Annotated in this window: 21 protein-coding genes; 8 read left to right on the top strand and 13 right to left on the bottom strand. The window is 58.8% G+C overall.

The genetic code is table 11. The features are described 5' to 3' along the window. Positions 1–11: 11 nt before the first annotated feature. The 7 genes from AC2FH6_RS08855 to AC2FH6_RS08825 all read right to left on the bottom strand — a co-directional run bounded on the left by AC2FH6_RS08855 (position 12) and on the right by AC2FH6_RS08825 (position 7,978). Positions 12–794, bottom strand: coding sequence for a crotonase/enoyl-CoA hydratase family protein (locus tag AC2FH6_RS08855; protein WP_496702143.1), 783 nt, complete (start codon positions 792–794; stop codon positions 12–14). A gap of 3 nt (positions 795–797) precedes the next feature. Next, positions 798–1,652 (bottom strand): hydroxymethylglutaryl-CoA lyase, encoded by an 855-nt coding sequence (locus AC2FH6_RS08850; RefSeq protein ID WP_496702141.1) that lies wholly within the window; start codon positions 1,650–1,652, stop codon positions 798–800. A 64-nt stretch (positions 1,653–1,716) separates the two neighbouring features. Next, entirely contained in the window at positions 1,717–3,648 is a 1,932-nt protein-coding gene (locus AC2FH6_RS08845) for an acetyl/propionyl/methylcrotonyl-CoA carboxylase subunit alpha (protein WP_496702139.1), read from the bottom strand. Between the two features lie 10 nt (positions 3,649–3,658). After that, entirely contained in the window at positions 3,659–4,327 is a 669-nt protein-coding gene (locus AC2FH6_RS08840) for a hypothetical protein (protein ID WP_496702137.1), read from the bottom strand. Between the two features lie 5 nt (positions 4,328–4,332). Continuing rightward, positions 4,333–5,937 carry a carboxyl transferase domain-containing protein gene (locus tag AC2FH6_RS08835; protein ID WP_496702135.1) on the bottom strand — a complete coding sequence of 535 codons (1,605 nt, stop codon included), beginning with the start codon at positions 5,935–5,937 and terminating at the stop codon, positions 4,333–4,335. After that, a complete protein-coding gene (locus AC2FH6_RS08830) occupies positions 5,934–6,446 on the bottom strand; it encodes a hypothetical protein (protein WP_142634912.1) in 513 nt (170 codons plus the stop codon). The genes AC2FH6_RS08835 and AC2FH6_RS08830 overlap by 4 nt, the downstream gene beginning before the upstream one ends. A gap of 5 nt (positions 6,447–6,451) precedes the next feature. Then, positions 6,452–7,978, bottom strand: coding sequence for an AMP-binding protein (locus AC2FH6_RS08825; RefSeq protein WP_142634914.1), 1,527 nt, complete (start codon positions 7,976–7,978; stop codon positions 6,452–6,454). A gap of 136 nt (positions 7,979–8,114) precedes the next feature. Here AC2FH6_RS08825 and AC2FH6_RS08820 point away from each other — a divergent pair, with 136 nt between their 5' ends. Then, complete coding sequence (locus AC2FH6_RS08820; RefSeq protein ID WP_142635181.1) at positions 8,115–8,720, top strand: OmpW/AlkL family protein; 606 nt, start codon at positions 8,115–8,117, stop codon at positions 8,718–8,720. Between the two features lie 54 nt (positions 8,721–8,774). On the opposite strand, the gene AC2FH6_RS08815 is transcribed toward AC2FH6_RS08820, so the two are convergent. Next, positions 8,775–9,938: an isovaleryl-CoA dehydrogenase gene (locus AC2FH6_RS08815; RefSeq protein ID WP_496702133.1), complete on the bottom strand. Its 1,164-nt coding sequence runs from the start codon at positions 9,936–9,938 to the stop codon at positions 8,775–8,777. Positions 9,939–10,113: 175 nt separating this feature from the next. Here AC2FH6_RS08815 and AC2FH6_RS08810 point away from each other — a divergent pair, with 175 nt between their 5' ends. Then, positions 10,114–11,184 carry a Hint domain-containing protein gene (locus AC2FH6_RS08810; protein ID WP_496702131.1) on the top strand — a complete coding sequence of 357 codons (1,071 nt, stop codon included), beginning with the start codon at positions 10,114–10,116 and terminating at the stop codon, positions 11,182–11,184. Here AC2FH6_RS08810 and AC2FH6_RS08805 read toward each other — a convergent pair whose 3' ends face one another. Together AC2FH6_RS08805 and AC2FH6_RS08800 are read right to left on the bottom strand one after the other, a co-directional pair. Then, on the bottom strand, positions 11,185–12,375 hold the full coding sequence (locus AC2FH6_RS08805) for a DegT/DnrJ/EryC1/StrS family aminotransferase (protein WP_496690859.1): 1,191 nt from the start codon (positions 12,373–12,375) through the stop codon (positions 11,185–11,187). It lies immediately after the preceding gene. Between the two features lie 40 nt (positions 12,376–12,415). Then, positions 12,416–13,087, bottom strand: coding sequence for an HAD-IA family hydrolase (locus AC2FH6_RS08800; RefSeq protein ID WP_142634920.1), 672 nt, complete (start codon positions 13,085–13,087; stop codon positions 12,416–12,418). 134 nt (positions 13,088–13,221) lie between these two features. On the opposite strand from AC2FH6_RS08800, the gene glmU reads away from it, so the two are divergent. The 4 genes from glmU to AC2FH6_RS08780 are packed head-to-tail and all read left to right on the top strand — an operon-like array spanning position 13,222 to position 17,633. Next, a complete protein-coding gene (glmU, locus tag AC2FH6_RS08795; RefSeq protein WP_271950216.1) occupies positions 13,222–14,574 on the top strand; it encodes a bifunctional UDP-N-acetylglucosamine diphosphorylase/glucosamine-1-phosphate N-acetyltransferase GlmU in 1,353 nt (450 codons plus the stop codon). Between the two features lie 3 nt (positions 14,575–14,577). Beyond that, entirely contained in the window at positions 14,578–16,398 is a 1,821-nt protein-coding gene (glmS, locus tag AC2FH6_RS08790) for a glutamine--fructose-6-phosphate transaminase (isomerizing) (RefSeq protein ID WP_142634924.1), read from the top strand. 3 nt (positions 16,399–16,401) lie between these two features. Further along, entirely contained in the window at positions 16,402–16,947 is a 546-nt protein-coding gene (locus tag AC2FH6_RS08785; RefSeq protein WP_496702129.1) for a pyridoxamine 5'-phosphate oxidase family protein, read from the top strand. Further along, positions 16,944–17,633 (top strand): DNA alkylation repair protein, encoded by a 690-nt coding sequence (locus tag AC2FH6_RS08780; protein ID WP_271950220.1) that lies wholly within the window; start codon positions 16,944–16,946, stop codon positions 17,631–17,633. The genes AC2FH6_RS08785 and AC2FH6_RS08780 overlap by 4 nt, the downstream gene beginning before the upstream one ends. Here the strand turns inward: AC2FH6_RS08780 and AC2FH6_RS08775 are convergent. Next, complete coding sequence (locus AC2FH6_RS08775; RefSeq protein ID WP_496690863.1) at positions 17,621–18,037, bottom strand: hypothetical protein; 417 nt, start codon at positions 18,035–18,037, stop codon at positions 17,621–17,623. The genes AC2FH6_RS08780 and AC2FH6_RS08775 overlap by 13 nt on opposite strands. Positions 18,038–18,127: 90 nt before the next feature. Here AC2FH6_RS08775 and moaA point away from each other — a divergent pair, with 90 nt between their 5' ends. Together moaA and AC2FH6_RS08765 are read left to right on the top strand one after the other, a co-directional pair. Then, a complete protein-coding gene (moaA, locus tag AC2FH6_RS08770; protein ID WP_496694854.1) occupies positions 18,128–19,135 on the top strand; it encodes a GTP 3',8-cyclase MoaA in 1,008 nt (335 codons plus the stop codon). A 1-nt stretch (position 19,136) separates the two neighbouring features. Beyond that, positions 19,137–20,447 (top strand): 3-deoxy-D-manno-octulosonic acid transferase, encoded by a 1,311-nt coding sequence (locus AC2FH6_RS08765; RefSeq protein ID WP_496690865.1) that lies wholly within the window; start codon positions 19,137–19,139, stop codon positions 20,445–20,447. A 28-nt stretch (positions 20,448–20,475) separates the two neighbouring features. Here AC2FH6_RS08765 and AC2FH6_RS08760 read toward each other — a convergent pair whose 3' ends face one another. Both AC2FH6_RS08760 and AC2FH6_RS08755 read right to left on the bottom strand, forming a co-directional pair. Continuing rightward, entirely contained in the window at positions 20,476–21,639 is a 1,164-nt protein-coding gene (locus tag AC2FH6_RS08760; RefSeq protein ID WP_281972795.1) for a M20 aminoacylase family protein, read from the bottom strand. A gap of 15 nt (positions 21,640–21,654) precedes the next feature. Then, positions 21,655–22,803 carry an MFS transporter gene (locus AC2FH6_RS08755; protein ID WP_281972794.1) on the bottom strand — a complete coding sequence of 383 codons (1,149 nt, stop codon included), beginning with the start codon at positions 22,801–22,803 and terminating at the stop codon, positions 21,655–21,657. Positions 22,804–22,827: the final 24 nt, after the last annotated feature.

The following is a 22,827-nucleotide window of genomic DNA, read 5'->3' as shown; positions in this document are numbered from 1 at the left end:
AGAACGTAAACCTAACTATTCCATACAGGTTTTCGCTTGTCGAAGAATGCGCTGATTCCCTCATGCGCCTCGTCGGTTTCCCAGCGCGCAACAAGCGCCCGGATCGTTTGGTCGATAACGGGATCGTCAACACGCGGCCCCAAACCATGAACCAAGGCCTTGGCCGAGGCCACCGCACCAGGCGCACATGACAGATAGGGTTCAACCTCGGCCTCGACAGCGTCCGCCAGATCTTCTGCTGAGACCGTTTTGGCCAATAGGCCCAAATCGACGGCCTCGGCCGCGTCAAACAATCGGGCCGACATAAAGACCCGCCGCGCACGTGCCGCCCCCATCCGAGCGACAACATAGGGGCCGATGGTGGCCGGGATCAGACCCAGTCGCGTCTCGGTCAGGCCCATTTTCAGGGTCTCGACACCTATTGCCACGTCGCAGACGGCGGCAAGGCCCACGCCGCCACCAAAGGCGTTGCCCTGTAACGCTCCGATCAGCGGTTTGAGCATCACATTCAACGCCTGCAACATCTCGGCCAGTTTGCGTGCTTCGACAAAGCGTGTCTGAGGATCCGCTGCCATCTGGTCCTGCATCCAGCCCAGATCCCCACCGGCACAAAAGCTTTTGCCTGCTCCGGTCAGAACGACGACGCGCACAGTGCCATCGCCGCCCAACTGCACCGCCGCTTGTGTCAGTTCCCGGATCATCTGCGCGGACATCGCATTATGCTTCTCCGGGCGGTTCAGCGTCAGGGTTGCAACGCCACGTGGATCAACCGTGACCGAGATCGTTTCTAACATCGCCTACTCCGCCCTCATGGCCAGTGCCATTTGTGCCGCTTGTTCCACGATCCCCAGATCAAGCCCCATTTCGTATCCAAGACGCTCTAGATGCGCGACCACGGCTTCGGTGGCCACGTTCCCTGCTGCGCCAGGTGCGTAGGGGCAACCGCCCAGCCCCCCGACTGCTGAGTCAAATGTCCGCACGCCCAGCGCCAATGCAGCGTCGATATTGTCGATGGCCCGACCATTGGTGTCGTGGAAATGTCCCGCCAAGCGGGTAACAGGCACCGTCTCACGCACCGCCAGAAGCATATGGGCGATAGTGTCCGGTGTTCCTTGCCCGATCGTATCTCCCAGCGATACCTCATAGCAACCCAACGCAAATAGTGTGTCCGCAATCTCGGCCACCTTCTCGGGTGGGGTCGGACCATCATAGGGGCAGTCGGTCACGCAGGACACGTAACCGCGCACTGGCAGGTCAATATGGCGCGCAGCCTCTAGGATCGGTTTGAACCTCTCAATGGATTCGGCGATGGTCGCGTTGAGATTGGCCTTCGAGAACCCTTCCGAGGCAGATGCGAATACGGCAATCTCATCCGCTTTGGCAGACAAGGCGTCCTCGTACCCGCGCATATTTGGCGTCAGCGCCGCATAGCGCACCTTACCAACCCGCTGGATCCCGGCCAGAACATCGGCACTGCCAGCCATCTGGGGCACCCATTTCGGAGACACAAAACTGGCAACTTCGATCCGATTGAAGCCCGCCTTGCTCAGGCAATCGATCAGAGCGACCTTCTCGGCAACAGGAATTTCCCGCTGTTCGTTCTGCAGCCCATCACGTGGCCCTACTTCAAAAATGTCGACCCGTTCACCCATAGCTTTCGCCTCCCGTTATGCCGTGTTGTCCCGACTGTGCCACGTTGCGGTGCAGCGGGACAGATCATTCCTCCTCCAGCCGGACCAGCGCCGCGCCGGCCTCGACCTGAGCGCCCGTTTCGGCCAGCACCTCGGCGATCACACCATCACGGGCAGCCAGCAAGGAATGTTCCATTTTCATCGCTTCCAGAATGGCCAGTCGATCACCTTCTGAAACGGCTTGCCCTACGGTGGCGAACATGGCCTTGACCAGACCGGGCATCGGCGCCTCGACCACATTGGTATCGCCCAAGGCGCTTGCATCGCGATCCAGCGGATCGACATGCTCAAACACTTGCCCATAGTCATCGAATACTGTGATTGTCGCACCAGCCAGTGCCACGGGCGGCATCGGGCGGTCATCAATGTACCAGCCTCCATTGCGCCGTTGCGCCAGAACCGTTGTGTCCTTGATCTGCCAGACCTGCCGGTCAGGTCCTTCGACCTGTACGTCTAGATCAATGAGCTCGCTATCGTACTTCAACTGGACGGCCCGGTGCAGCGGCGCCCACAGGCTGAAACCCGTGTCGGGCCCGGTCTCGACCAGATCAAGCGCCGTCATGGCTGCTGCAACAATCAAGCCCGCGCGCGCATCAGAAGTTCGGACCAGCCCGTCGATATCCCGACCGATCAGCCCGGTATCGACATCGCCCGCCGCAAATCCAGGGTGCCGGGTCAGCGCGCCAAGAAACGAGAGATTCGTGACCGTCCCGGCAACCTCGGTCCGCCGCAGAACCCGGTGCAGGTTTTCCAGCGCCACCGCACGCGTCGGGCCATACACCACGACCTTGGCAATCATCGGATCGTACCAGGGGCTGATTGTATCGCCGGACCGCACTCCGCTATCGGCGCGGCATTCCGCAGGAAAGCGCAGATGTGTCAGCGTACCTGTTGCGGGCAGAAACCCTTTGGGCACGTCCTCGGCGTAAAGCCGGGCTTCGAACGCATGCCCGTTGATCGTCAGGTCATCCTGCGTTTTTGGCAACGCCTCACCCGAAGCGACTCGCAACTGCCATTCGACCAGATCAACGCCGGTAATCGCCTCGGTCACGGGGTGTTCCACCTGCAAGCGCGTGTTCATCTCCATGAACCAGAACCGATCCGGGCGCAGCCCGTCCGATGCATCAACGATGAACTCAACCGTACCTGCGCCTTTGTAGCCAATCGCCTCGGCGGCCCGCACGCCCGCCTGCCCCATGGCCTCGCGCATTTCAGTTGTCATTCCAGGAGCCGGGGCCTCTTCGATCACTTTCTGGTGCCGCCGTTGCAGCGAACAATCGCGTTCGAACAAATGTACCGCTTGGGTGCCATCGCCGAACACCTGCACCTCGATATGCCGAGGCTTGGAAACGAATTTTTCGACCAGAACGGCATCGTTGCCAAAGGCGGTTTTCGCCTCTCCCCGCGCACTGTCTAGAGCCTCAGTAAAGTCTTCGGGGTGCTCTACCAGCCGCATCCCCTTGCCGCCGCCCCCCGCAACGGCTTTGATCAGCACTGGATAGCCGATAGTCTGGGCCGCGCCCGCCAGATGATCAGGGTCTTGGTTATCGCCGTGATAACCCGGAACCACGGGCACGCCCGCCTGCTCCATCAACACTTTTGCCGCGTCTTTGAGGCCCATCTTGCGGATCGCATCCGCCGAGGGCCCGATAAAGATCAGACCCGCAGCCTCAACCGCGTCAACGAAACCGGGGTTTTCAGACAGAAACCCATAGCCGGGGTGGATCGCCTGCGCGCCTGTATCCAACGCTGCCTGAATGATCACATCACCCTTTAAATAGCTGTCCGCCGGGGCCGCTCCACCGATATGCACCGCCTCATCCGCCATTTGCACATGCTTGGCCGAGGCGTCCGCGTCCGAATACACTGCAACACAGGACACACCCATTTTCTGAGCCGTTTCCATCACCCGACAGGCAATCTCGCCCCGGTTAGCAATCAGGATTTTGTCGAACATTGATCGCCTCCTACCACCATGACCCACTCTTTTCGTCTGTCAAATGCACGCGAACAAAGTTCGGCAACGGCCATGCATCCCGATCCATGCCGCTAATCTTGCCAAGATGACCATCGCGATATGCGTGGTGATAAAGTTCGGGGTGAATAGTGATCTCGATCTCAGCCAGCGCGCCTTCGACCTTAGTCTTTGTTCTGTCAATTTCGTCCGCAAGCTTGGCTTCATCGCTTTTACCCATCAAGATGCGTGGCAAAGCGATGTCACCGAACACTTTCTTCCCTACGGATAGGGCGATTGCCAAAATTAAATTACCGACCAATCCGCCAACGATATCCACAGCCGAGTTCAATCCGAAACTCCAATTCAACCAACCACGCTTACCCTTCTCGGCTGCGAGTTCTGCACGCATCCGATCAAATTCACGCGCAAAAACCTGGCGAAATTCGCGCGCAAACCGAACGCGACTGAAATCGTCTCGCCCAGAGAATATCTTTAACGCCGGGCGAACGAAGTAGCCGCCATTCGACCGATCAACAAATTCCTCGAAATCAAAGAGAAAAAAGTAGTCCTCCGGATCGCGAGAGTTGTGCACCAGAAAAACAGAAATCTCGGCTCTTTTAGTGAGGTCCGGCACTTTGACCTCAGGCATGGTATCAAGAATTTTCTTTTTTAGATTCATCGTATCTACATCCTGAACACGCCGAAACGTGTCTCCTCAATCGGGGCATTCAGGGCGGCACTCAGCGACAAGGCCAGAACATCGCGACTTTTGCGCGGGTCGATGATGCCGTCGTCCCATAGGCGCGCCGAGGCATAGAGTGGGTGAGATTGTTCCTCGAACATATCCAATGTTGGGCGCTTGAATTCGATCTCTTCCTCAGCCGACCAACTGCCACCCTGCCGCTCGATCCCGTCTCGTTTGACGGTGGCCAGCACGCCCGCCGCCTGCTCGCCCCCCATTACGGAAATACGCGAGTTCGGCCAAGTCCACAGGAACCTGGGCTGATAGGCCCGCCCCGCCATGCCATAGTTCCCGGCCCCGAAAGAGCCCCCGACAAGCATGGTGATCTTGGGCACCGAAGTTGTGGCAACGGCTGTCACCATCTTTGCCCCGTGCCGCGCGATGCCTTCGTTTTCGTATTTGCGGCCCACCATAAAGCCGGTGATATTTTGCAGGAAGACCAGCGGGATTTTGCGTTGCGAACACAGCTCGACAAAATGCGCGCCCTTTTGGGCCGCCTCCGAGAACAGCACGCCGTTGTTGGCGATGATCCCGACGGGGCAACCTTTTACATGGGCAAATCCGGTCACCAATGTCTCACCGAAGCGCGGTTTGAATTCGTCGAAGCGCGAGCCATCGACCAGCCGCGCGATCACCTCGCGGATATCATAGGGCGTGCGTAGATCGGCGGGGACAACGCCCAGAATTTCCTCGGGGTCATAGGCCGGATCTTCGGGGCTGGCCCAATCCACGGTCCGCGGCTTGCGCAGATTCAGAGAACGCACCGCCTGCCGCGCCAAGGCCAGCGCGTGGGCGTCGTCCTCAGCCAGGTAATCGGCCACGCCGGACAGACGGGTATGGACGTCGCCACCGCCCAGATCCTCGGCGCTGACAACCTCCCCGGTCGCGGCCTTGACCAAAGGCGGACCTGCCAGAAAGATCGTGCCCTGATCTTTGACGATGATCGTCACATCCGACATCGCGGGCACATAGGCCCCGCCCGCCGTACACGAACCCATGACCACCGCGATCTGAGGGATACCCTTCGCGCTCATCCGGGCCTGATTATAGAAGATGCGGCCAAAGTGGTCGCGGTCGGGAAAGACCTCATCCTGGTTGGGCAGGTTCGCCCCGCCGCTGTCGACCAGATAGATACAGGGGAGTTGGCTTTCCTCGGCAATCTCCTGCGCGCGCAGGTGTTTCTTGACCGACATCGGATAATAAGTGCCGCCCTTCACGGTGGCGTCGTTGCAAACCACCATGACCTCGCGCCCCTGCACCCGGCCAATGCCCGCAATCACACCAGCGCTTGGCGCGGCATCGCCATACATCCCATGCGCCGCCGTCGCGCCGATTTCCAGAAACGGGGACCCTGGGTCCAGCAGGTTCGCAACCCGGCGCCGGGGCAGCATCTTGCCCCGCGATTCATGCCGCGCGCGGGATTTCTCACCCCCGCCCAGACGGGCCGCTTCCGCAGCGGCAGAGATTTGCGCCAGCGCGTCGAGATGGGCCGCGCGGTTTGCTTTGAAACCCTCGGAGGCGGGCATGGATTTGGATGTGAGTTTCATTCCTGAACCTCTCTTTGAGCGTAAATCTGGAGTCGCTGCGCCGTACGCGCGTCTGCGAGGCGCATCGCCTCGGACAGCACACTGGTCAGTTGCGGTGGAACCGTAGGGCTTGGATCAAGGCGTATTGCCGGTTCTTTTGCGCGGGCAAATGCGAATCGGTAACTTCGGGATCGAAATGTGCCAGAGATGGTCTCGGGAAGATTCGTGATCGTTTTTTGTCGAATTTCGTCGATACTCATTTCGAGTTTAGAAAAGCACTGGTCCTGACTTTCCAGAATACCAACAGAACAAACATCGATTGCGAGCCCCGCACAAAGCGCCACATCCTGAGACGCTGCACCACGAACGTCAATCAATGTGCTTTCATCGGTCACTTTTTCCAGTGTCTCAATTAGGACCTCCGAAAAGGTTTGAAGGCATGATTTCATCAACGCATCAGCAAGGCGAAAATCTCCAGCTGCAACGAAAGACGGAAATGTTGCAAAGAAAAATGCGATGCTGACTAACATTCGACTCATTGCCTTACCTCACCCACCGCACGCGCCTTCAAATCCTTCCGGATCACCTTCCCCGTCACCGTCATCGGCAATTCTTCCAGAAACGCCACTTCGCGCGGATAGGAATACTGCGCCAGACGATCCTTGACCCAATCCTGCAACTCTCGCTCCGCAACCGTGGCTCCCGGTTTCAACACGACATAGGCCTTCACAATCTCAGTCCGCAAAGGATCAGGTTTACCGACCACACCAACTGTCGCCACCGCCGGATGGGTCAACAGGCAATCCTCGATCTCAGCAGGGCCGATGCGATACCCGGCGGAAGTGATCACATCGTCATCGCGGCCAACAAAGCGTAAGTACTCACCCTCCCACATGCCGCGATCTCCGGTGATCAGCCAATCGCCGCGGAACTTCTCGGCCGTGGCCTCAGGTCGGTTCCAGTATTCCAGCAGCATCGAGGCCGAGCCTCGGCGGATGGCCACGTCGCCCTCTTGATCTGTGGGCTGGCCATCCTGGTCGATCACTGCAACTTCATGCCCAGGAACCGGTTTACCGATGCAACCCGGGCGCACCGGAAAATCCTCAGCGCAGGAAGACACGACCATGTTGCATTCGGTCTGACCGTAGAATTCGTTGATCGTCAGGCCGAACGCCTGCTTCCCCCATTCCAACATCTCGGCACCCAGCGGCTCCCCTCCGGAAGCGACCGAGCGCAGACCGGGGATCGCCTGATCCGTGGCCTTGAGCATCCGCAATGCGGTAGGCGGAAAGAACACGTTCCGTACCCCGCCACGTGCGATCACATCCGCACAGGCCTCGGGGGTGAATTTCTCGAGCCGGGCCGCGACCACCGGAATGCCCAGCGCCAGCCCTGGCATCAACACATCGAACAACCCGCCAATCCATGCCCAGTCGGCGGGCGTCCACAGAAAGTCACCTTCGCGCAGATGGTTGTGGCTGATCGAGACCCCCGGCAAATGGCCGGTCAAAACCCGATGCCCATGCAGCGCGCCTTTGGGGCTGCCCGTGGTGCCGGAAGTATAGATCAGAACTGCCGGATCCTCGGGGCCGGTATCCGCAAAGGGCACCGGATCATCAGACGGAGCTATCTGATCGACCCGAACCGGTACGGCCAAATCCCCCAGCAGCGCAGCACCCTCTGCGTCTGTCAACACCAGTTGCGCCCCTGCATCCGCGACACGCGAGGCCAGCGCGTCATGTTTGAACAATTTAAACAAAGGCACCGAAATCGCGCCGATCTTCCAGATCGCAAGATGCGCAGCCGCGCAGCCGGGTGACTGGCTGAGCAGTACTCCAACGCGATCCCCAGGCCGCACCCGATCGAGCAAGGCGAGTGCGATGTCATCGGCCAAGCGTCCGAGTTGTGCAAACGTGACGACCTTGCCCTCACCCCCGGTCAGGTCGATGATCGCCGTCTGCTCTGGGGGCTGTTCCAAGCATTGCCGCGCCATGTTCAACCGGTCCGGCAGATCCCAGCCCCCACCCTGATGCAAACCAGGTATGCCTTCAGCGGGACACATTACCGAAACCCTTTGTTTTTCTATGTCTTTTCTGAATCGAGCCACCAAAGACGGTCACGGGAATTTGATGCAGATCAGAGTCGGCGGGCTCTGCTTCATGCAAAACCCGGTCATCAACAAATCCAAAGGCCGTAAAATGACCAAGAAACTCGCCGCTTTGACTCTTTCGACCGCGCTCGTCGCGTTTGCTGCGCCCGTTTTCGCCCAAAATCAGGGCGACTGGACCGTTGGTGTCGGTGTCGGCTATCTCGACCCGAAATCCGACAATGGGTCCCTCGCCGGGCTGGATGCAGATGTCGATTCCGACACACGCCCGATCTTTACTGCCGAGTATTTCGTTCGGGATAATCTGGGTATCGAGCTGCTGGCCGCCACACCGTTCAGCCATGAGGTCACTCTGGGTGGCAGCCTCGACGCAGGGACCGTCAAACACCTGCCGCCCACACTGTCGCTGAACTATCACTTCCCGACCAACTCGGTCTGGAAACCCTATGTCGGCGCGGGCATCAACTATACCATCTTCTTCGACGAAAAATCGGCTCTGGGTGATCTCGAACTCGACAACTCGGTCGGCCTCGCACTGCAGGCCGGTCTGGACTATATGGTCACCGAAAAAGGCGCCGTGCGTCTGAACGTTCGCTGGTTCGATATCGACTCGGATGTCACACTGAACGGTGCCGATATCGGCACCGCTGAAATCGATCCTTGGCTGGTCGGCGTATCCTACGTTCACCGCTTCTGATCCTTTACACAGAACGCCCTGCCGTTACCTCGTCGGCGGGGCGTTTTTTTTTGCTCAGAGCATTTCGTTCATCAGTTCCCGTCCGATCAGCATCCGGCGGATTTCGCTGGTACCGGCGCCGATTTCCATCAGCTTGGCGTCGCGGAATATGCGGCTGACCGGCGAATCCGACAGGAACCCCGCGCCGCCCATAGCCTGAACTGCCTGATGGGCCTGCGTCATGGCCTGTTCCGAAGCATACAGACAGCACGCTGCCGCATCTTGCCGGGTCACATCCCCGCGGTCACAGGCCTTGGCGACCTCGTAGACATAAGCCCGGGCTGAATTCATGGCCGTGTACATGTCAGCAATCTTGCCCTGCATCAGCTGAAAGCTGCCAATCGGTTTGCCGAACTGTTTGCGCTCGGCCAAATACGGCATGACTTCGTCCAGACAGGCGGCCATGATTCCGGTTCCGATCCCGGCGAGCACGACGCGTTCGTAATCCAGCCCTGACATCAGAACCGCTACACCCTTACCCTCCTCGCCCAGTACATTTTCAAAGGGCACCTCGACGTCATCGAAAATCAATTCCGCCGTGTTTGATCCGCGCATGCCCAGCTTGTCGAAATGGGGCGACGTGGAAAAGCCCGTCATCTCTTTTTCGACCAGAAAGGCGGTGATCCCTTTGGATCCAGCATCAGGATCCGTCTTGGCGTAAACGACCAGAGTATCCGCGTCCGGCCCGTTCGTGATCCAGTACTTGCTTCCGTTCAGCCGGTAGTGGTCGTTGCGCTTTTCCGCCTTCAGCTTCATCGAAACGACGTCTGATCCGGCGGACGCCTCAGACATGGCCAGCGCGCCCACATGTTCGCCGGAAATCAACCGAGGCAGATATTTCGCCTTTTGCTCTGCGCTGCCGTTCAGCTTGATCTGATTGACGCACAGGTTTGAATGCGCCCCGTATGACAATGAGATTGAGGCAGAGGCCCGGGCCACTTCTTCGACCGCGACGGTATGGGCCAGATAGGACATGGCCGCGCCACCATATTCCTCGGACACTGTAATTCCCAGCAGGCCCAATTCGCCCATCTCGCGCCAAAGCTCATTGGGAAACGCGTTCGAGGCATCGACCTTCGCGGCCATCGGCTTCACCCGCTCTTGCGCCCAGCGATGCACCATTTCACGCAGTGCGTTCACATCTTCACCCAGATCGAATTGCATGGCCGCCGTGAACATCGAACTCTCCCAGTAAATGAACGATTGTTCAAATAATCTGCCATGACCATGAACCCGGGTCAAGCGCTGACCGAAAAAGGTTCACCCGCGAGCCGATCCGGAGCGTCACAAATTCACCATACTCGACGATTAGATCGCCAAAGCCGTTAAGGTTTTTGCTTCAAGGATTCTGCGAATGGCCCCAACCAATGTCATCGTAAATGGTACTTTTAATAGCGGTTCCGCAAATTGGTCTGGTACGGATATCGAAGCTGACCACACTGAGGGTGCCTATCTCGGGAATGGTTCATCGAATCGTGTGGCCGAAATGGATGGCAACGCAAGCCAAGTCACGGTGATGGAGCAAACCTTTACGCTGGATGACCCCAAATCCGGCGAGCTTAGCCTGGATTCCGCACTTAGGACGGCATCTAACTCAAATGCAGGCAGCGAAGGATTTACCGTCGAGATTCTGGACAGCAACGGCGTCGTTATCGCCTCGATGACTGTTCTGCCGACTGCGAACAGCTTTTCCACATTCACCATGCAGGTCGATTTCCCTTCCGCCGGTGACTATACCCTGCGCCTTACCGAACTTGGCCTTAATGATAGCCTTGGCGCCATTGTCGATAACATCGAGTTACTGGTGTGTTTTTGTCAGGGCACCTTGATCGAGACGGAACTCGGGGAACGTCCCGTTGAAACCTTGCGTGAAGGTGATCTTGTGCTGACCCGATCGGGGCTGAAACCTGTCAGATGGATCGGACAGCGGCATCTTTCGGCAACCGATCTGGCAATCAATCCAAACCTGAATCCGGTTCGAATCGCGAAATCCGCATTGGGGGACGGTTTGCCGAAACAGGATCTATTGGTTTCCCGGCAGCACAGAATGCAAATCTCTTCGGCGGTGGCGCAGCGCATGTTCGGATCGCCGGATGTGCTGGTCGCGGCCATCAAGCTGTCGGAATTGCCGGGGATCGAGATAGAAAACAGCCTTGATCAGGTTGTGTATTACCACCTGCTGTTCGACAACCATGAAATCGTTTTTGCAAATGGCGCCCCGAGCGAAAGCCTGTTGCTGACCGACACGTCACTGGCATCCGTTACGGCGCAGGCCCGCGAAGAAATCCAAATGATCTTTCCAAATCTGCTGGAAGCCAAAAATACGGTGCCGTCTTATCCGATCCCTGAAAATCGGCTGCAAAAACGACTGGTCGAGCGGCTGCGGAAGAACCAAAAATCCCCGCTCGAATCACAGGCAATGTGATCAGGACTGGAACACCGCGCCGACCTCGGAGCGAATGATCCGTGCGATCAACCGGCAATCATCCAGTGAAAAAGTCAATGGCACCCGCATATCCATGATCCCGGTCAAAATGCGGTCACTCGCAGGCAGAGGCGCGCTTTCCACATATCGCCAACTGTCATAGCGCGAGGTAAACCCGGTGGGCTCTGCTCCGCCGAACCATTTCAGATCCACACCACGCGCCGCGCAGCGCTGCATCACAAGAGCAATCCGTTCGGGTGACCAGTCCAGCAGCAAGAACTGAATAGACGAGCCCACATAAGTTTCCGCCTCGGGTCGTTCGACAATGGTAAGACCCGGCGTGCCGCGCAGCCCTTTTTCGATCTCGACATAGCGCTCATTCCACCGGTCAATCTGTTGTTCCAGGTTGCGAAGTTGCGGCCTAAGGATCGCGGCCCTCAAATTGTCCATGCGCCCTGAGACATTGGGCGTGGTGTACTTGATCCGCTCGAACACCTCTGGGCCCGGCGCTGCAAGGTGGCGCTCATACAGCATGTAGGATCCTGAAAGGACCGTCGCCTTGGCAGCCAGTTCCTCGTCATCGGTGATCAACAACCCGCCTTCACCGGAATTTATGTGCTTGTAGGTCTGGCAGGAATAACACCCGATAATGCCCTGCCGTCCGGATTTTTGCCCGCGCCATGCGGCGCCCATCGTGTGCGCGCAATCTTCGATCACGGCCACACCGGCGGCATCGCAGATTTGCATCAACCGATCCATGTCGCACAGATGCCCGCGCATATGGCTGAGCATCAGCACATCTGACTGATCCAGTTTGCTTTCGAGATCATCCAGATCAATCGTCAGCGCTTCGGTCACACCGACAAATACCGGCTTGGCTCCGATCGAGGCAATCGCCCCCGGCACCGGCGCCAGGGTGAAAGCGTTGGTCAGAACAGTATCTCCGGGCTGCACCCCTATCGCGCGCAATGCTGTCGCCAGTGCATAGCCGCCCGAAGAGACCGCCAGACAGTATTTTGCGCCGGTCTGCGCGGCAAATTCCTGTTCTAACAGGGCGGTCTCGGCCAGTTCGCCGGGCGAGACGTTATATCTGTGCAGCCGGCCATGACGCAAAACGGCCAGAGCCGCCTCGATCGCCTCATCCGGGATTGGTTCCTGCTGGGTGAAATTGCCAGTAAACTTCTCAGTCATCTTTTCGCTCTTGAGGCCGCGATGGGCCGGGGTCAAGGGGTCAGGCTGCAGCTCCGACCAAATCAAAAACAAGTTTCGGCAGGTCATCAAAATGATGCAACAGCGCTTCGGGTTTCAGCGCAGCCATGTCGTCGCCAGATGGCCCGAATGTTACAAGCACCGATGGTACACCTGCAGCACGCGCCGTATTCCGGTCGGTGTCGGAATCCCCGATCAGAACGCACAGATCCGGGTGTCCGCCGGCCCGGCGGGCAGCTTCACGCAGGGGCTCCGGATCGGGTTTGCGAACCGGCAAAGTATCCGCGCCGACGAGTGAGCCGAACCGGTCGCGCACACCCATTTGGGTCAGCAGCTGATGTGCCAGAGCCTCGGGTTTATTAGTGCAGATACCAACGCCATAGCCGGCCTCTTTCAACTTTCCAACCGCGTCCAGCGCGCCTGGATAAAACCGGGTATGGGTGTCAATCGCCTCCGAGTACGCTTCTAAAAGCATCGGGTAATAAGCGTGAACAGCCTGCTCGTCATAGGCCCCAACCCGCTTCAAACCGTGGGTCAGCATCATCCGCCCACCACGCAAAGCGATGCCAGCATCCTGCCCGTGGACCAGCACATCGCCGTGCCCCATATCGCGAAAACAATGGTTTGCGGCCTCCAGCAAATCCCCGGAAGTATCCGCCAGTGTCCCGTCCAGATCAAAGATGACTGTTCGCATTACGCCTCCTGCCTCGGCGGGTTTTCGCCACGTCTTGTTGCAAACGGCAATCTAGTTTGATGGCTGAACCGCTTGCGACTTTACCCTCAGCGGATAAAACGGACTGCAACAAAACACAAAGAGAAAACGATTTCATGAGTATCGCCCTTGTCATCCTTGCTGCCGGTAAAGGCACCAGGATGAATTCGGATATCCCGAAAGTCCTGCACCCGATTGCTCAGGCGCCTATGCTGGTCCATGCCATGCGCGCTGGTGCTGTTCTGTCGCCCGAGCGGACCGTCATTGTCACCGGGCACGGGTCCGAAGCCGTTGCCAAAGCAACCCTGGCCGAGGACGAGACCGCACAAATCGCCATTCAGGCCGAACAGCTGGGCACCGCCCATGCTGTCGCACAGGCGCGCGAAGCGCTGCAGGGTTTCAACGGCGACGTGGTTGTTCTGTACGGAGACACGCCCTTTTTGCAACCCGATACGTTGGAACGTATGATCGAAGCGCGGGCCAAGAACGATCTGGTTATTCTGGGTTTTGAGGCCGCAGATCCTGCACGCTATGGCCGGTTGGTCATGAACGGACAGGCCCTTGAACGCATCGTCGAATACAAAGACGCCTCGGATAAAGAGCGCGATATAACACTTTGTAACTCTGGTCTTTTGGCCTGTGACGCTGAATTACTGTTTTCGCTGATCGACAGCGTGGGAAATGACAATGCCGCCGGTGAATATTACCTGCCGGATGTCGTGGCAATCGCCCGATCCCGTGGCCTGAATGTCACCGCAGTCGCCTGTGACGAGGCACAGACGCTGGGTGTGAACTCACGCGTTGACCTGGCCGCTGCGGATGCGGTTTTTCAGGCCCGTGCCCGCGCCGAACTGCTGGATTTGGGGGTCACGCTGATGGCGCCGGAAACCGTCTATCTGGCCGCTGATACCGTCATTGGCCGCGATACGGTGATCGAACCCAACGTGGTCTTTGGCCCCGGTGTCACGGTGGAAAGCGGTGCAACGATCCGCGCGTTTTCGCATCTTGAGGGCTGCCATGTCAGCCGCGGCGCCATCGTCGGCCCCTATGCCCGCCTGCGCCCCGGCGCTGAGCTGGCAGAAAACACCCGCGTCGGAAATTTTGTTGAAATCAAGAATGCTGAAATCGCCGAAGGCGCCAAGGTCAACCATCTCAGCTATATCGGGGACGCAACGGTTGGGGCGGCGACAAATATCGGCGCGGGCACGATCACCTGCAACTATGATGGCGTGATGAAGCACCAAACGACCATCGGCCAGAACGTCTTTGTCGGATCGAACACCATGTTGGTGGCACCTGTCACCATTGGTGACGGCGCGATGACGGCCACCGGAACCGTGGTGACGCGCGATGTGGAAGCGGATGCTTTGGCCGTTGCGCGCGCCAAGCAGGACAACAAGCCCGGTTATGCGCGTAAATTGTTTGACATGTTGACGGCGAAGAAGGCTCGTCGCGACAAAGGAGCCTGACAGATGTGTGGGATTGTAGGCGTATTGGGCAAGCACGAAGCTGCCCCCATCCTGGTCGAGGCCCTAAAACGGCTGGAATACAGGGGGTATGACAGTGCAGGCATTGCTACGGTCAATGGCGGATCCCTGGGTCGGCGTCGGGCTGTAGGCAAGCTGGTAAACCTCAGCGACCTGCTGGTGCATGACCCGCTTCCCGGTAAATCCGGTATCGGCCATACCCGCTGGGCCACCCATGGCGCGCCGACAGTTTCGAATGCGCATCCCCACCGGGCCGGGCCGGTTGCCGTTGTTCACAACGGCATCGTTGAAAACTATCGAGAGCTGCGGACAGAGCTGGCGGAACACGGGATCGGGTTCGAAACCGAAACCGATACGGAAACCGTCGCCCTGATGGCTGAACATTACCTCAAATCAGGGCTGCCCCCGGTTGAAGCCGCCTATAAAACCATCGACCGGCTGGTCGGCGCATTTGCCTTGGCCTTTCTGTTTGACGGCGAAGATGACCTGATCGTGGCCGCGCGCAAAGGCTCGCCACTGGCAATCGGGCACGGGGACGGAGAGATGTTTGTCGGCTCGGACGCCATCGCGCTAGCGCCGCTGACGGATCGCATCACCTATCTGGAAGAAGGTGACCGTGCGGTTGTGACCCGCACATCGCTGGAAATCCGCAACGAAGCAGGTGAGCTTGCCAATCGCGAAACCCGCAAGATCAAAGTGGATCACAGCCGCGCCGACAAGGCCGGGCACAAGCATTTCATGGCCAAGGAAATCGCGGAACAGCCGATTGTGGTTGCCGAGGCGATCCGGTCCTACCTGCCCTCTGCCGGGGATCAGGTCGTTCTGCCGGGGGATCTGGATTTCACCAAGCTGGACCGTCTGACGATGGTCGCTTGCGGGACTGCTTTCTACGCCTGTTTGACCGCCAAATACTGGTTCGAGCAACTTGCCAGAATACCGGTCGAAGTCGATATCGCCAGCGAATTTCGCTATCGTGAACCTCCGATCCCGGAACGCACTATGGCGCTGTTTGTCAGCCAATCGGGTGAAACCGCCGATACGCTGGCCGCCCTGCGGTATTGCGACGGCAAAGCGGACAAGGTCGTCTCAGTCGTCAATGTTCCAGAAAGCTCGATCGCACGTGAAAGTGACATCGCCCTGCCGATCCATGCCGGGGTCGAGATAGGCGTCGCCTCGACCAAAGCCTTCACCTGTCAGCTGAGCGTGTTGCTGATGCTGGCGCTCAAGGCTGCCGCGGACCGTGGCACGTTGAGCGACGAGGAACTTGCCGATCACGCCGCCGCATTGCGCGGGCTGCCTTCGGTGCTGAACACCGCGTTGGATCAGAACCGGGCCATCAGGAAATCCGCCCAGCGCTTGTCCGAGGCGCGCGATGTTCTGTTTCTGGGACGCGGCCTGATGTACCCGCTGGCGATGGAAGGGGCGCTGAAACTCAAGGAAATCAGCTATATCCATGCCGAAGGTTATGCTTCGGGTGAGCTAAAGCACGGCCCCATTGCCCTGATTGACAAACACATGCCCGTGGTGGTTCTGGCCCCGCGAGACACGGTGTTCGACAAAACCGTGTCGAATATGCAAGAGGTCATGGCACGCAAGGGTAAAGTCATCCTGGTGTCCGATGATGACGGCATCGCCGAGGCCGAAGACGGGGTCTGGAGCACGATCCGCATGCCGCATGTGCACCCCAGCCTTGCGCCGATCCTCTATTCGGTGCCCGCTCAGCTGCTGGCCTATCATACGGCGGTGGCCAAGGGCACGGATGTGGACCAGCCGCGCAATCTGGCGAAATCCGTAACGGTGGAGTGACGCATGTCCAAGCAATTTCCGGCGCTGGATGACGCCCATCGCAAGTTTATCGAGGATCAGCATCTGTTCTTCGTCGGCACCGCCGGACCTGAAGGACGGGTCAATATCTCTCCCAAAGGGATGGACTCGCTGCGGGTACTGGGGCCCAATCGGATTGTCTGGATGAACCTGACCGGCAGTGGCAATGAAACCGCCGGGCATTTGCTTGAGGTCAATCGCATGACCCTCATGTGGTGTTCCTTCACCACACGCCCGCTGATCCTGAGGACCTATGGCACCGCGCGTACATTGCATGCCGGGGACGAGGGCTGGGACGCGTTGGCCGGGCTGTTTCCCGACCACCGCAGCGCCCGCCAGATCTATGACATTGCGATTGACATGGTTCAGACCTCTTGCGGGTATGCCGTACCGTTCATGGAATACCAGTCCGAACGGGACACGATGCAGAAATGGGTCGACGGTAAGTCCGATGACGATATCCGCGATTATTGGGTTGAGCGGAACCATCAGACGATCGACGGCAAGCCAACACGCGCTGCGGACCAATGACGCCCGTCACCTATCTTGACCAGATCCGGGCCCATGCCGACCCCGAGCGCGCCGTGCAGATGGCGGCTTATCACAAGGTCGAACGCCTCTATCTGGGCGTTGCAAATCCGGTTCTGAACGACCTGACCAAACTATGGCGACAGGAACTGGACGTTGCTGCGCGGGTGGATCTGGCTGACGCCCTCTGGCAGACCGATATCCATGAGGGCCGTCTGGCCGCAGCCAAGTTGCTGACCCAAGCCCGTATCCGCCCCGATGAGGCTGCTTGGGACCTGCTGCAAAGCTGGTTGCCAGATTTCGATGCCTGGGCGGTGGCAGATCACGCCTGTATGGCGATGCAGAAACGCTTGTCTGCGGACCCGGCGCGGTTGGATCAGGTCGAAAGCTGGACAGCGTCAGACCATATGTGGACACGGCGCGCCGCGCTGGTCGCCACCCTGCCCTGGACCAAGCAGAACCACCCTAAGCCAGAAGACCTGAACCGGCGCGACCGTATTCTTGGCTGGGCAGCGGGTTATGTGTCTGACCGCGACTGGTTCATCCAGAAAGCCGTTGCCTGGTGGCTGCGTGAGTTGTCGAAACATGACGCGGACCGAGTGGTTAACTTTCTGCGCGACCATAGTGCGGCCATGAAGCCCTTTGCTCGGCGTGAAGCTGGCAAATATCTGAAAGGTCAGTTGGAATAAACTTCCAGCTCGACAAGTTCGTCATAAGGCAAAAGCAGCGCCCGCATCGCATCCAGCGACAGCCTGCTTCCACTGCCTTGGGGCCCACGGGCCGGGACCAGCGTGATATAGGCCTGCGCCCCTGTTCTGGGCACGACAACGCGACCCGTGAACTCTGTCTCGACCAAAGGCGTTTCCATCCAGCGTCCCGGCGTTGTCGGGTCACCTAAGCTGGCAATGGTGGTCTTGGCGCCAACCCAACCTGCGGCGGTTGCGGGGACCCGAACGGATTCGGTGACGTCTGCTTCCGCGGCAACCTCTGGTTCAGCCGCAGGTTTGTCGCGACCGAAAACCCGATCAGTTGTCGAGCGGACAGTGTCACAGCCCGCAACAAGGATACAAATGGTCAGCAGAGCGTATTTCATGGCCTGAACTTAGCCCCCCTCACAGGACTGTGCCAGCACAAAGCACAGTTCAGGCTTGTCGCAGGCCAGTCGCCGCTTTACGTATGACGCATGACAGCTCCGCTTATCGACCCGTTCGCACGTGCCATCACCTATCTCCGCGTCTCCGTTACGGATCGCTGTGATTTTCGCTGTGTTTACTGCATGTCCGAAGACATGAAGTTCCTGCCGAAAAAGGACCTGCTGACGCTGGAAGAGCTGGACCGTATGTGCACGACCTTCGTGAAGATGGGCGTGGAAAAGCTGCGCATCACCGGGGGCGAGCCGCTGGTCCGCCGAAACATCATGTCATTCTTCAATGCCATGACCCGGCATCTGGACAGCGGCGCGTTGAAAGAGCTGACGCTGACAACCAATGGCTCGCAACTGCACCGCTTTGCTGACGATCTCTATGCGGCGGGCGTGCGCCGGGTGAATGTGTCGCTGGACACGTTGGATGATGAGAAATTCAGCCAGATCACCCGTTGGGGCCGGTTGAAACAGGTTCTGAACGGAATTGATACTGCCCAAAAGGCTGGCCTGCGGGTCAAGATCAACGCTGTGGCCCTGAAGGGGTTCAACGAGGCCGAACTTCCAACAATCACCCAATGGTGCGCTGAGCGCGACATGGATCTGACCTGGATCGAGGTAATGCCGATGGGCGATATAGGGAACGAGAACCGTCTGGATCAGTACTGGTCGCTCAAGGATGTCCGCAAGGAATACGAAAGCCACTATACCGTGTCCGATCTGGCAGAACGCACTGGTGGACCCGCGCGATATGCGCGGCTTGAAGAAACGGGCCAGAAGATCGGCTTTATCACACCGCTGTCGCATAATTTCTGCGAAAGCTGCAATCGCGTCCGCCTGACCTGTACGGGTGAGCTGTATATGTGTCTGGGGCAAGAGGACATGGCCGATCTGCGTGCCCCCCTGCGAGATCATCTCGATACCGAGGTGCCGCTGGAACAGGCCGTCCGCGCGGCGATAAATCTTAAGCCCAAAGGTCACGACTTCGACTATTCCCGCCAGGCGGTCGACGGCAAGATGAGCCGCCACATGAGCCATACGGGCGGCTGACATGACCGCCCCCTCTGGCCAGCCGACGCTGCTTTACCGTTTGTATTGCAGCCTGACCGCCGTTGCTGCACCTTTGGCTTGGCGCACCGTGCGCAAGAAACTCCTGGCGGCAGATGTCCCGACAATTCGTCAGCATGAAAGGCTCGGCCATGCCAGCCTACCACGCCCCAAGGGCCGATTGATCTGGTTCCACGCTGCAAGTGTGGGGGAAACCCTGTCGGTCATCAGCCTGATCAAACGGCTGGGTGAACGCCTGCCGGATGCCCAGTTCCTGGTGACCTCGGGCACCCCAACTTCGGCGGCGCTGATCGAAAAACGGATGCCACCCCGTACGCGACACCAGTATCCGCCGCTGGACACCGCAGGGCCGGTCCGGCGATTTCTGGATCACTGGCGCCCCGAAGCCGGAGTATTTGTCGAAAGCGAAATCTGGCCACGCCTGATCGTTGACGCGGCTGGACGGGGAATCCCTCTGGCCCTGTTGAATGCCCGCCTGTCAGAGAAATCCGTCGAAGGTTGGAAAAAACGGCCGCAAACCGCACGATTCATTTTGGACAATTTCAGCCTGTTCCTGACCCAGAATGGCAAAACCGCCGCTAATCTGGTGGACATGGGGGCTGTGGCGGACCGCGTGCAACCGGGAACCAACCTCAAAGCGATGTCCGATCCGCTTCCGGTCGATAATTTTGTGTTGGAAGATATTCAGACCCAGATTGCAGGGCGTCCTGTGTGGATCGCCAGCTCGACCCATGCCGGAGAAGAAGAGATTGTTCTGGCCGCCCATGCGAAATTGTTGGAGCGCTGGCCCAACCTTCTGCTGCTGTTGATCCCGCGCCACCCCGAACGCAGGCAGGATGTGGCTGCGCTGTTGAAACAGGCTGTTCAAACTGCCGTATTCCGAACATCCGAAGGGCGTATCGACACCGAAACACAGGTCTATGTTGCCGACACACTGGGCGAGACTGGCACGTGGTACGCGCTTTGCCCGATCGTATTTCTGGGCGGTTCGCTGCATGAGATCGGCGGACATAACCCGTTCGAACCCGCTCAGGCCGGGGCGGCAGTAATAACCGGTCCCGGATACTTCAACTTTGCCGAAACCTTTGCGCCGCTCATCGAGGCCGGCGGCGCGGTTGAGGTGAACTCGGCGCAGGCCCTGGCAGACGCGGTCACGACCTGGCTCAGCGATCAGGACGCGCTGGATACTGCGCGCGATGCCGCAAAATCCTGCGTCAACACGCAGAAATCCGCGCTCGATTCCATTGTCGAGACCCTGTGCGACCGGCTAAATCTGAAGACCACCGGCGTTTAGGGACAGAGCATCTGCCTGCCCCTTGGGATCACGCCGCTGGCATCCTTTGTTCAACGATTTCGGCCCACCAACTGCATCCTGCAGGGATGGCCTCATCATTGAAGTTGTATTCAGGGTGATGCACTGCAGCGGTGTCCCCATTGCCCACCAGAATATAAGCGCCGGGGCGTTCTTCGAGCATAAAGGCGAAATCCTCGCCGCCCATGATCAGCGGAGCCTGGTCACAATCGCCCGAGACAGACCGCGCCACCTGGGCTGCGAAATCGGTTTGATCATCGCTGTTCACCATTACCGGATATCCCCGGTAATAGGTCACCTCAACAGCTCCTCCGAATGTGGCGGCCACTCCGGTGCAGATCTCGGTCACGCGCTTTTCAGCCATGTCTCGCATGTCCCGGCTCATTGTACGGACCGTACCGCGCAGCTTTACAGTCTGAGGGATCACGTTGAATGCGGTTGAAGAGGTTTCGAACGAGGTCACCGAAACAACCACCTGATCCACCGGGTCAGCGTTTCGCGCCGCGATGGTCTGGAGCGCCAGAACCGCCTGCGCCGCCATCACCGTTGTATCCACGGTTTCATGCGGCTTGGCTGCGTGGCCGCCTTTGCCTTCAAAAACGATGTCGAACTGATCAGTAGCTGCGAAAAATGCGCCAGGACGGATGGCGAAACTGCCCACCGGACGGCCGGGCCAGTTATGCATTCCGTATACTTCCTGAATGCCCCAGCGATCCATCATCCCGTCTTCACACATCTCACGACCACCGCCGCCACCTTCTTCGGCAGGTTGGAAAATGACCACCACTGTCCCGTCAAAATTCCGTGTTTCCGAAAGGTATTTCGCCGCCCCCAACAACATCGCAGTATGACCATCATGGCCGCAGGCGTGCATCGCCCCATCGGTATTCGAGGCATAGTCCAATCCGGTCGCCTCATGGATCGGCAGCGCATCCATATCGGCACGCAAACCGATAACCTTGCCGCCCGTGTCCGCCTTGCCCTTGATCATACCCACCACGCCCGTTCGGCCAATTCCGGTGACCACCTCATCGCAACCGAACTCTTTCAGCTTTTCCGCCACCAGCGCACTGGTGCGATGGGTTTCAAACAGGATCTCTGGATTTTGGTGGATATCACGCCGCCATTCCGTGATTTCACTCTGCAGTTCTGCGAACCGGTTTTTGATCGGCATGTGTATCTCCCAAAATCATCGTTCGTCGCTGTCACCGGGACGCAACGCGCCTGACAACAGGACAATGAAAACAGCCAGCGGCAGCAAGGCCATGAATGCAACACGCAATGTAAGCATCTCTGCCAGAAACCCAATAAGGGGCGGGCCAATCAACAACCCGCCATACCCTAATGTGGCCACGCTGGCGATGGCTTGACCAGGCGGGACATGCGGATCATTTGCCGCCCTGCTGAACGCAACCGGCATGATCACTGCATATCCAAGCCCCATCAGTCCAAACCCAACCAGAGCAATCCCGGGGCCATCGGCCGAGACCACAGCCAGCACCCCCAAGGCGGCGCATACCCCTCCGAAACGGGCCGTTGCGGTTGGTCCGAACCGCGCGATCACGACGCCGCCTGCAAGACGGAAGGCGACCATCGTGACCGAAAACACCGCAAATCCCAGCGCCGCGACACTTTCGGGCGCACCGGTCACATCCCGCAGGAAGATCGCGCTCCAATCTGCGACGGCCCCTTCACCCAACGCCCCGCACAGGGCAAAGAACCCGACAAGTATCAACCCACCCGACGGGAGGGCAAAAACCGCCCCGCCCGAGGGCGCAACACGGCGCGAATTCCACTGCACCCGGGACAGGGCCAATGTCAGCCCAACCACGAGGCCACCGGCCAGCAAAAAGTGCTGCATCACCGTCAGGTCCGCTTGCACCGCGCCAAATCCGCTCAACGCGCCCAAACCCGCCCCCAAGCTCCACATGGCGTGGAACGACGACATGACGGGCCTGTCATAGGCGCGCTCAACCTCGGCGGCCCAGGCGTTCATCGCCACATCCATCGAGCCGTGGAAGGCCCCGAATACGAACAGGAAAAACGCCAGCGCCCAAAAGCTTCCGGCAAAGGCCAGCAGGATAAGGGAGGCGGTATAAAGAATGGCGATGATCCGTGTGATCACCACAGCCCCGAACCGATCTGTCAGACGTCCGGTAACCGGGAACGAACACACAGCCCCAGCCGCCATGAACAGCAAGCCGTAGCCAAGCGCTTCGTGCGACAGGTCCAGGTGATCCCTGACTGCGGGAATACGCGAGGCCCAGATCCCGAACAAAGCGCCGTTCAAAATGAACATGGCCGCCACGGCCCGCCAAGCGGCCATAATTCCGATCACGTATTTTCCTTTGCTCCGCGCCCG

The organism is Ruegeria sp. CDSC045, from assembly GCF_059610725.1.
The sequence above is the reverse complement of the archived record's forward strand: the minus strand, read 5'-3'. Positions and strand labels throughout refer to the sequence as shown.